The following is a 10,590-nucleotide window of genomic DNA, read 5'->3' on the forward strand; positions in this document are numbered from 1 at the left end:
ATTTAATAGACAACAAGTAACATATCATTGTGGATATACGTAACTATTCACAAATATCTAAGCAAACAATGAAAACACGCAAATAATCAATAATGAGAAAGCACCGGATCTATGCTCTCGACAAACGCAAAACGCCCACATCACGTGTGTGATGTGGGCGTTTCAATATTTAGTGAAAAACTAACGTTAGGTTGGTAAAGCCTTCGGCTTATAGACCCATCTCTTCAGTGAGAGTTTTGATCTGTTTGAGGTCCATGGTGTGGACTTCAATCATTTGTCTTATATCACTCAGTCGAGAGTTAGCGTTATCTTGCTTCTCACACGCGTCAGATTTCGCATCCCATGATGTGCCATCTAAGTAAACATCACACGCTTTCTTAAGAGAACCAAGATTCTGCTCGAGTTGATCTCTTTCTTTCTCAAGTTTTTCAAGTTCTTGAGAAATCTGTAATTCTTTTCGGAAAACTTCACGCGCACGCTCAAACAAAGTCGATTGCATGTCAGCCTGACGATTAAGTTTCTGGTTGTCTTGCTGAGTTTGCTCTAACGTTTGCTTCTGTTCATTTAGCTGTTGCTCTAACGAGTAGTTCGCCTTCTCTAAAACCGAAGACTGCTTCGCTAATTCCTGGAGCTCTTTTTGATGCTCTTCCGTTTGTTTCACTAGAGCGGCTTCTACTTTCGCATCGATTTCGGTATCAACTTTTGCCACTTTAGTTTCAACGGATGTCATCAACTGTGCTCTGCTGTCATGCAGTTCTTGATAACGAGTTTCGAGTACCTGATAAGTGGACTCCCACTTAGAAGCCGTAACTGTAGAACCAATTAAGCCACCCAGTGCTAAACCTATAACCGCAGCAATGCCGATATAGAGCTGACTGCGCTTATCGCGTTCTTCTATAACAACCACTTCATCTTGTTCGCTTTGTCCAGATTGCTGGTTCACTAGCGGGTACTCCCAAAAATTTATTTAACGTTACGCGGTCACTGACACGAATGCCAATACTGATTGTGAAGGCTCAGTTAAACCTATCGCTCAAGCCAGAAGCACTTAAGCTTTACTAACACATTCATCCCACCTGTTTACAGGCAGGCTTAACGAGTTAACTCCGAAATCATCAAGCTGGCAGTATACAAAAGGAAACTGCTAACGATAACTATCACTACCCATTTTTGCAGTTTTTCGTTTGTCCGGTAACGAAATAGTACAAATGCCAAAGCCAATAAAAAAACAATCGCTATTAGTCGAGTCATAACTCCTCCTTGTTTCTCTATTTTATACCATTTAAATAAGCAAGTTACGTCAGAGACTCGTTGTTTGATCATTTAGTTGAACAACATTTGTGCAAACAGATATTTTGTAGCTGACATCACATTTTATATGATCTAGGATACGCCTACAGATTACCTAATTATTTAGGTAATTGTTCCAATGAAGACTGCAGGAGAGTGGTTTTTAACTAAACAATAACATTTAGTTAGATTGACCCGCCGAAGAAGTAAATCTTTCAGGTGCTTTATGCTGGAGAAATCCAGAAAAGTGAGGACTGTCGTTGGAGGAACCTCTGGAGAGAACCGTTAGATCGGTCGCCGAAGGAGCAAGCTTAGTGCCCGTTACTTATCTATAAGTGATTCGCTAAGTGAAACTCTCAGGCAAAAGGACAGAGGAGTGGAAAGCAACAGCCTTAATTAACAAAAGAATTCTATCTAGAAATCCGTATGTATTAAGTAGTGCTATCGATCCCTGTGATCTGCACTGCCTTCCCTCTTCTCCTTAAATTTTTAATTTATTAAGGGGAAACTATGAACCATCTACAAGCTACACTTCAAACCATCAACCAATTCGTTTGGGGACCACCGCTGCTTCTTCTGCTAGTGGGAACGGGGATCTACTTTACTTTTCGCTTAGGCTTACTCCAGTTTAGACACCTCCCAACTGCACTGAAAATGGTGTTCAGCAAAGACAAATCTGGTACGGGTGACGTATCGAGTTTCGCGGCTTTGTGTACTGCACTTTCAGCAACCATTGGTACAGGTAACATCGTTGGTGTAGCGACCGCAATCAAGATTGGTGGCCCTGGTGCCCTATTCTGGATGTGGCTTGCCGCTGTATTTGGTATGGCGACCAAGTACGCAGAATGTCTACTCGCCGTTAAATACCGCAGAACCGATAGCAATGGCGAAATGGTTGGCGGCCCAATGTACTACCTGCAATACGGTGTCGGCTCACGAATCTTAGCGGTAATGTTCGCTGTCTTCGCGCTCGGCGTTGCTTGCTTCGGTATCGGTACCTTCCCACAAGTCAACGCTATCTTGGACGCAACTCAAATCTCATTTGGCGCTTCGCGTGAGATGTCTGCTGTCGTTCTTACGATATTAGTGGCAGTGGTTACCCTTGGTGGTATCCAATCTATCGCTAAAGTGGCAGGGAAAGTTGTTCCTACTATGGCGGTTATGTACGTCGTCGCGTGTTTAAGCGTTCTGATTTCAAATGCCGACCAACTACTGAATGCCATTACCCTTGTTGTGACTTCTGCGTTTACCAACACAGCAGCAACCGGTGGTTTCTTTGGCGCGAGCATCATGCTTGCTATCCAATCAGGTATCGCTCGTGGTGTGTTCTCGAACGAATCTGGCCTAGGTAGCGCACCAATGGCTGCAGCAGCGGCTAAAACAGACTCATGTGTGAAACAAGGACTTGTCTCTATGACAGGTACCTTCTTCGACACCATCATCATCTGTACGATGACAGGTTTGGCGCTTATCTTAACGGGTGCTTGGCAGACTGATCTTTCAGGCGCTGCGATGACCACTCACGCATTCGCTGTTGGTCTGAATGCAGATACCCTTGGCCCTATGTTGGTTTCTGTTGGCTTAATCTTCTTTGCGTTTACAACAATTTTAGGTTGGAACTACTACGGTGAGCGCTGTGTTGTGTTCTTGCTAGGTACCAAAGCTGTATTGCCTTACAAGATCATCTTCATTGCGTTGGTGGCTTCTGGTGCATTCTTAAAGCTCGACATGATCTGGATAATGGCTGATATCGTGAACGGCCTAATGGCAATTCCGAACCTAATCGGGCTTATCTTGCTGCGCCACGTTGTTATCGAAGAAACCAAGCTATTCTTCAAACCGTTGACGTCTTCAAATGATTGTGAAGCAGTTAAAGCGTAAACTGAAGTGATTGAATACCAAGCCCGCATTCAACTGCGGGCTTTTTTATTTTCATCACATAGCGAAACGTCTTAAATTATTATGCAGCACATATGCCCTTATAAATAACAAGAATATTAAATCGACCACTATGCGATTTAATAAAGAAGATAGAAGACTACTAAAAAGAACACTAATAAAACCAACACTTAATTAGATATTACTTATATTTAACAGATTGTGCGTAGGTGTCAGGCGTTTTGTAACAAACATATTAAATTTCTTTTCGTTTCAACGACACAAAAAACCAGAAGAATAAAACATGTGACTTTAATTCATATATTAGTCAGTTTATAGTCATCTACATTGTAGAGAGAATTATAATAAAAATAAAACGTTGGCTATATGATCAGATTCGACCCGATTAAAAACCGTATTTATAACGATGAACGTTCTATTAAAGTAGGATACCGTGAAACTCGGGTCCTGGAGTTATTACATAAAAACTCACCCGATATTGTTAACAAACAAGATATTATTAGCTTCGCTTGGGGAAACGAGTTCATAGGGGATACGTCACTAGCGAAAAGTATAAGTTTACTGCGCCAAGGGTTCGTTAGATTAGGCATCAAAGAAACCCCAATCGTCACCGTTCCTAAGGTGGGCTATCGCCTTATCGATGAGTGCGTGGTAATCGACTCCCCCATCAATAATGCAGCCACAACTCCCCTTGCTGATGCGAGCAACCTGATACCCGTCGGCAATAACGGTATTGCTATCGGTGCAGCTGTTGCAGTCGAACCTAAGCCTAACCCTAAACAAAGTTCGTCGGCTTACTTTCCCACTGCTGAAAACCGAAACAAGTTGTGCTACTTCACCGCTGGCTGCTTACTGTTGGCATCAGCGTTATTGGCTTTTGCTAAGGTTAATGAGAGAAACCTCAGCGATATCAACCCCGTTAACCGACTCAGCGAGCAATGGATAGGTCAAATACAAGTTTTCCAAGCCCCTGAAATGGCGATGACGCCAGAGCTAGAAAGCATTCTCTATCAGTATCAATGTGATTGCGTGGCGTACATTAGCGAAGAAGCGGAATATTCTGAGCTCTCTATTCTGAACAAAGCCACACGCCAGTCCGTCAACATCTTTTACACGCCAACCCAACTAGATCAAGCCAGTACCGAACTGGCCCTATTCCTAGAAAGAGGTCAATTATGATGCCAATCGTTGCGCTCATTTCTGCATTCGTTTTATTGGTTGGCATATGGAGTATCCCTTCGCCCCAACCAAAAGAAGAGCATCGCTACCAACATAGCGTGGTGGACCTGATAGTGAATGACAATGTATTACGTACCGACGGATTAACGAAAATAAGTAACAACAAGGTGCTGCACCTGATGTCCGTTCAAGACGACAACATGCCCGACCCACTTGTTCTGCGATTCAGAGGAACAGCCCGTCCTTCTCAATCACTTTTCTTTTCTATTTCTGGCACCATTGACTTAGTCTCTGTGCAAAAAATAAATAAAACAATGAATGACAGCCGATTGGCGCCTTACCTGTTAATCAACAATGACCCATTAACGGTAAAGATTGATATCTTAAGTTCGAATGATTTATTTGCCATCATTAAAACGTGTAATACAGGCCGAACGCAACTTCTGGCCAAACGATAATTAGAGATAGTTTAACCACTAGCCAAAAGTGCCCTATTATCAAGTAGCAAGCTTTTCCGATATTACACATAAAAAACGGATGGTTATTTTCATTATTTTATCAGTAATACAATTATTACAGTCTTCCTTACTTTAAGTGTTTGCATTTTAAAACCGATAGCAAAGCAAAATATTCAAGTTAGATTTTTACTCTTTGTCACTCACTACCTGCCCACCTTAAAACTACGAGTATTGTGAATGGTTATACCTGTTCTTCTAATTAACCATTTTTACAAACGCCAAAAATAACGTCAAATAATTTTGACGTCTAAGCCCGAATAATGGGCCTTCATTTTTCTAAAAACGGTTTGAGCCCCATCAAACAATTTACGTTCAGTTGCATACTCTTTCACCGTAAAAACACTAATGACAATACAAGCCATTGAATTAACTGGGTAATTTAATTCAACCCTTTTCAGTATCTATCTATTTATCAACATGAAAAAGTGAACTTGTCTTGTTAACTGCACGGCACACAAAACATTATCAAAATAGAAAAATTACAAATGAGGGAATTGTTAATGATCACAGTAAACAGAAGTCTCTTAGCAACCGCAGTGTTGTCTGTTCTATCAACCGGTGTAAATGCGAAGATTTACCCAGACCAAATAGTGTTTGACCAACTTGGTGAAGATGTCTGTCGCTCTGGTTATCGTCCTATAGACCGTTATGAAGCAGAAGAGCAGAAGAGTACTTTGGTCGCTCGCATGGGCACTTGGCAGATCACCGGGTTAAAAGGAAACTGGGTAATCATGGGGCCGGGTTATCATGGCGAAATTAAGCAATCAAGCAGTGGGTCAACGTTCTGTTACCCAAACAACGACCAATCTGAAATCCCCAACTATTCCGCCAAATCGGTTCAGGAAGGCAGCGAAATCGATGTTCAGTATGAATTAGTGAACAACCGTAACGACTTTGTACGCCCATTAAGCTACTTAGCCCACAACCTAGGTTACGCTTGGGTTGGCGGTAATAACAGTCAGTACGTGGGCGAAGACATGACGATAAAGCGCTCTGGCAACAGTTGGGTAATACAAGGAAATAACAATGGCTCTTGTAGCGGCTATCGCTGTGATGAAAAAACCAAAATCACCGTCGACAATTTTGCCTACACCGTTAACGACGACAACTTTTGGCATGGTGATGTTGTCGAGTCGGATCGTGAACTAGTGAAAACGGTTTACGCGACGGCAAGAAACAACAGCAACATCGCGCAACAAGTGGTGGTAGACTTAAAAGTAGACGAATCAACAAACTGGTCGAAAACGAACAGCTACGGATTCTCACAGAGCGTTCAAACAGAGAGCACCTTCAAGTGGCCTTTGGTTGGCGAAACTAAGCTCACCGTTAAGTTCGAGGCTAATCAAAGCTTCGCTGAAACAAATGGCAACTCCACTAGCGAACAAGTAACACTTCAAGCTCGTCCTATGGTTCCTGCGAATTCGGAGCTACCGATTCGAGTTGAGCTGTATCGTTCAAGCATCTCTTACCCGTACCGATTCAACGCCGATATTAGCTACGATGTTGAATTCAACGGCTTCCTTCGTTGGGGTGGCAACGCGTGGCACTCTCATCCAGATAACCGCCCGTACAAGGCTCATACCTTCACCATGGGCCGTGGCAGCAGTGAATCTGCCGACATTCGCTACCAATGGGATCACCGTTACATCCCAGGTGAAACTAAATGGTGGGATTGGGGCTGGGCGATTAAAGAAGCTGGCTTATCAAGCATGCAATACGCGACTGGCGGAAGCTTACGCCCCTTCCACTCTTACGTGTCTGGAGATTTCTACGCTGAATCTCAATTTGCAGGTACTATCGAAATTGGACAAGCAACACCAATTACTAACAATCTACGCAGCAAAAGAAGTACTGATTCCGTCAACGAATCTACTGAGCGCATTGGCGACATCGAAGTTACCACCAACTTTAACGCCGATGAGTTGAGTGACTTAGGTTTCGAAGGTGCTGAGATGAACATTAGCGTCGTTGAATAACTGCGCTGTAGAATAAGATCGGTACAAAGATCTACCAGTAATAAAGCACAAAGCCCACGACACATCGTGGGCTTTCATATATTCATGTTCAACTGAAAACGGTGAACTACACAGGCTCTTCCATCAGAAGCTTAACACCCAGCCCAACCAGCACCATGCCCGTCACGCCTTCCATCCACTTCATAAAACTCGCGTTTTTGAGCAAATTTTTAGCCGAGTTAAGCGCGCCAGCCAAACCACATTGCCATACCATCGCAATCATAAAGTGTACCGAAGCCATCAACATAGATTGCAATAAAGGCGAACCTTCAGGGTTTACAAATTGAGGTAAAAAGGCCAGATAGAAAACTGCTGTTTTTGGGTTAAGAACGTTAGACAGAAAGCCTTCACGCAAAGAACGCTTTGCACTGTAAGCCTGCTGAGCTTGTTCTCCGACCTTCAAACCGCCACCGTTTTTCATCAACGCTCGCAAACTGCTTAAGCCAAGCCAGATGAGGTAAACCGCACCTACCATCTTAACGGCTTGAAAGAGTTCAGCGGATTGGGCGAGGATTGCAGATATACCCACAGCAGAGAAAAACGCGTGTACATACAAGCCGCTACAAATACCAAAGCTCGTCATACAACCGTCAGCTAAGCCAGAGCGGCTAGTATTGCGAATCACCAAAGCCGTATCTAAGCCCGGCGTTAGCGTTAAAATAGTGATGGCAATTAGAAATGCCTCAAAGTTCAAAATATCCATATCATTGTCATTTTTGTTCAGCGATCTATCATCAATACCGTGTATCTGAACAATTCGCAAGCAACAATTACCACCAGCTATACAACTCACTGATTTTGTGCACAATAGAACAGTTTGATTTGTTAAGAAATAGTAAATTCAAGGCATCGTACCGCCTCATGCTTTTCTCGCTATATCTTCGACTGCGAAGGTCGGCGTCATTAAAAAGCAAAGCCATAATCAAAGTACACGAGATGAACCTTAACGCTGACGCAGCCCTAAGGATCATTTAAAGAAACCAAATTAAGAGTAGTCAAATGAGCGCATTCAAAAAACTAGTCGAACACTCTCAAAAATGTTCACGCTTTCAACACCTAGCTTCTATTTGTGGTTGGGACCAAGCTTCAATGATGCCAGCAGGTGGTAACCAAGCTCGTAGTGAAGCGATGGCCGAGCTTTCTGTTCATATTCACGGCTTAATGACTCAACCACAGCTTGGCGATTGGATTGCAGACGCTGAAAATGAAGCGCTGAACACTGAGCAACAATCGTCACTTCGTGAAATAAAACGCCAGTGGCAACAAGCAAACCTGCTTCCAGAAAAACTGGTTGAAGCGAAATCTCTATCGGGTTCAAAATGTGAACATGCGTGGCGTAGCCAACGCGGTAACAACGACTGGGTTGGATTCGAAAAGAACTGGCGTGAAGTGGTTGAGCTTTCTCGTGAAGAAGCGCAGATTCGCGCAGACGCAGCCAATCTAACGCCTTATGATGCGATGCTGGATATTTATGAACCGGGCACCAGCTCTACTTCACTTGATACCCTATTTGCAGACGTTAAAACTTGGCTTCCAGGTTTAATTGATGAAGTGATCGAAAAACAATCGAGCGAGCAATTTAACGCACCATCAGGTATCTATTCGACCGAGAAACAGAAAGCACTGGGTTTAGAAGTCATGAAGCTGCTTCAGTTCGATTTTGAACACGGCCGATTGGATGAAAGTGTTCACCCATTCTGTGGCGGCGTCCCTTCAGACGTGCGTATCACAACACGCTATGACGAAGCGGAATTCGTTCAAAGCTTAATGGGTATTGTGCATGAAACAGGCCACGCACGTTACGAACAAGGCTTACCAAAACACCTAGCAGGACAACCAGCGGGGGAAGCTCGTTCTATGGGCATTCATGAATCTCAATCTTTATTCTTCGAGATGCAAGTCGGCCGCAGCGACCCGTTCATTGGACACTTAGCGAACTTGGCTGGTCAGCAATTCTCAGGCTCAGAATTTGAGAAAGAAAACTTCCAGAAGATCTACACGCGCGTGAAGAAAGACTTCATCCGTGTTGATGCCGATGAACTGACCTACCCTGCACACGTTATCCTGCGTTACGAGATTGAGCGTGACTTGATCAACGGCAAGATCAAACACACTGACGTGCCAGAGTTATGGAATACCAAGATGCAGTCTTACCTTGGTTTAAGCACTCAAGGCAACTTCACTAACGGCTGTATGCAAGACATCCACTGGACAGACGGCGCATTTGGTTACTTCCCATCGTACACATTAGGTGCGATGTACGCGGCGCAGTTCATGGCTTCAATGAAGAAAACGGTAGATATAAACTCTGTGATTGAAAGCGGTGACCTATCCCCTATCTTCACTTGGTTAGAATCAAACATTTGGAGCAAAGGCAGCCTGCTGACCACTGATGACTTGGTGAAAGGTGCAACGGGCGAAACCTTGAATGCGCAATACTTCAAAGACCATTTGAGAAGTCGTTATCTGTAGATAAAACGCCCAACTACATTGAAGGTTTCTACTTGCAGAGCTTGCTGTGTAAGTAGAACCAAGCTGAAAAAAGCATAGTACAAGTATTGTAAGTCAAAAGTCACAATTATGGCTGAAGGGTAGCTTTGGTTCTAACTAGAAAAGGGGCACTTCTGAGTTACGAAGTGCCATCTGTGAAGGTTCTGGACATTTCCGAGTTGCGTTTTATCTAATTTAGTAAGTCATGAATTAACAGAAGTAGGGCAACTCGCTTAGTCGAGTGTCCAGTATCACTGGTGCAGATCAGGCCGCCCGTAAGTTCAAATGTACGACAGACAGCAAGCATAGGCTTCCTGTTGCCCCGAACTTGCTTGAGCAAGATTTTAATGCAACAGCACCGAACCAAAAATGGGCTGGAGATATTACCTATCTAGCGACAAGCGAAGGTTGGATGTATTTAGCGGTTGTTATCGACTTGTACTCACGGCAAGTCGTTGGTTGGTCAATGAGCACCAGAATGACCGCGACTCTGGTCTGTGATGCGCTATCAATGGCATTGTTCCGTAGAGGCATGCCCGAAGGGGTGATTATCCATAGTGATAGAGGTAGTCAATATTGTTCAAAAGACTACAGATACTTAATCTCAGCCCATAATTTAAAACAAAGTATGAGTAGGAAGGGAAATTGCTGGGATAACGCCTGTGTTGAAAGCTTTTTCCATTCAATGAAAGTAGAAGCCGTCCAATACGAGCCGATAATGACGCGAGAAGAGATGCGCCAAGCACTTTTTGAATATATCGAAGTTGATTATAATCGAACAAGAAGGCACAGTGCTCTTGGGTATCTAAGCCCAGTTAACTTTGAAAAACAATATGTCGCTTAATGCGGTGTCCAGTCTAACTGGAGCAGATCATTAGGTGCGATGTACGCGGCTCAGTTCATGGCTTCAATGAAGAAAACAGTGGATGTGAACTCAGTGATTGAAAGCGGTGACCTATCCCCTATCTTCAATTGGTTAGAATCGAACATTTGGAGCAAAGGCAGCCTGCTTACTACTGATGATTTGGTGAAAGGCGCAACCGGTGAAACCTTGAATGCGCAATACTTCAAAGACCACCTAAGAAGGTAAGCGTGTCATGAACACCGCATTCTAATCTTTCAGCACGAAGAATAAGATCATCTCTCCAACCCAAAGGAGAGTTGAAATGGCAAAACGACGCACCAACCTAGAATGGCAA

At 43.6% G+C, this 10,590-nt stretch carries 7 protein-coding genes, 2 pseudogenes and 1 riboswitch; of the genes and pseudogenes, 7 read left to right on the forward strand and 2 right to left on the reverse strand.

Going from position 1 to position 10,590, the window contains the following annotated elements:
• Nucleotides 1-208 precede the first annotated feature (208 nt).
• The gene (locus tag AB4167_RS18175) at nucleotides 209-943 is read right to left on the reverse strand and encodes a chromosome segregation ATPase (RefSeq protein WP_017059725.1); all 735 of its coding nucleotides are present in this window, start codon (nucleotides 941-943) and stop codon (nucleotides 209-211) included.
• Nucleotides 944-1,552: 609 nt separating this feature from the next.
• A riboswitch (glycine riboswitch) is annotated at nucleotides 1,553-1,672 on the forward strand.
• Nucleotides 1,673-1,800: 128 nt separating this feature from the next.
• Between AB4167_RS18175 and AB4167_RS18180 the strand changes: the two genes are divergently transcribed.
• The 4 genes from AB4167_RS18180 to AB4167_RS18195 all read left to right on the forward strand — a co-directional run bounded on the left by AB4167_RS18180 (nucleotide 1,801) and on the right by AB4167_RS18195 (nucleotide 6,862).
• Nucleotides 1,801-3,171, forward strand: coding sequence for an alanine/glycine:cation symporter family protein (locus AB4167_RS18180; RefSeq protein WP_372136877.1), 1,371 nt, complete (start codon nucleotides 1,801-1,803; stop codon nucleotides 3,169-3,171).
• A gap of 384 nt (nucleotides 3,172-3,555) precedes the next feature.
• The gene (locus tag AB4167_RS18185) at nucleotides 3,556-4,368 is read left to right on the forward strand and encodes a transcriptional regulator (protein WP_372136878.1); all 813 of its coding nucleotides are present in this window, start codon (nucleotides 3,556-3,558) and stop codon (nucleotides 4,366-4,368) included.
• Entirely contained in the window at nucleotides 4,365-4,826 is a 462-nt protein-coding gene (locus AB4167_RS18190) for a hypothetical protein (protein ID WP_017059728.1), read from the forward strand. The genes AB4167_RS18185 and AB4167_RS18190 overlap by 4 nt, the downstream gene beginning before the upstream one ends.
• A 560-nt stretch (nucleotides 4,827-5,386) precedes the next feature.
• The gene (locus AB4167_RS18195) at nucleotides 5,387-6,862 is read left to right on the forward strand and encodes an aerolysin family beta-barrel pore-forming toxin (RefSeq protein ID WP_372136879.1); all 1,476 of its coding nucleotides are present in this window, start codon (nucleotides 5,387-5,389) and stop codon (nucleotides 6,860-6,862) included.
• A gap of 106 nt (nucleotides 6,863-6,968) precedes the next feature.
• On the opposite strand, the gene AB4167_RS18200 is transcribed toward AB4167_RS18195, so the two are convergent.
• Entirely contained in the window at nucleotides 6,969-7,604 is a 636-nt protein-coding gene (locus AB4167_RS18200) for a LysE family translocator (protein ID WP_017058961.1), read from the reverse strand.
• Nucleotides 7,605-7,900: 296 nt separating this feature from the next.
• Here AB4167_RS18200 and AB4167_RS18205 point away from each other — a divergent pair, with 296 nt between their 5' ends.
• From AB4167_RS18205 to AB4167_RS18215, 3 genes and pseudogenes are all read left to right on the forward strand, one after another.
• Nucleotides 7,901-9,373 carry a carboxypeptidase M32 gene (locus tag AB4167_RS18205; RefSeq protein ID WP_017066275.1) on the forward strand — a complete coding sequence of 491 codons (1,473 nt, stop codon included), beginning with the start codon at nucleotides 7,901-7,903 and terminating at the stop codon, nucleotides 9,371-9,373.
• A gap of 283 nt (nucleotides 9,374-9,656) precedes the next feature.
• Nucleotides 9,657-10,235 (forward strand): annotated as a pseudogene (locus AB4167_RS18210) (IS3 family transposase); the annotation flags it as partial.
• Nucleotides 10,236-10,256: 21 nt separating this feature from the next.
• Nucleotides 10,257-10,481 (forward strand): annotated as a pseudogene (locus tag AB4167_RS18215) (carboxypeptidase M32); the annotation flags it as partial.
• Nucleotides 10,482-10,590 lie beyond the last annotated feature (109 nt).

Origin of the sequence: Vibrio sp. 10N.286.49.E11 (assembly GCF_041469505.1) — a bacterium.
GTDB lineage: Bacteria > Pseudomonadota > Gammaproteobacteria > Enterobacterales > Vibrionaceae > Vibrio > Vibrio crassostreae_C.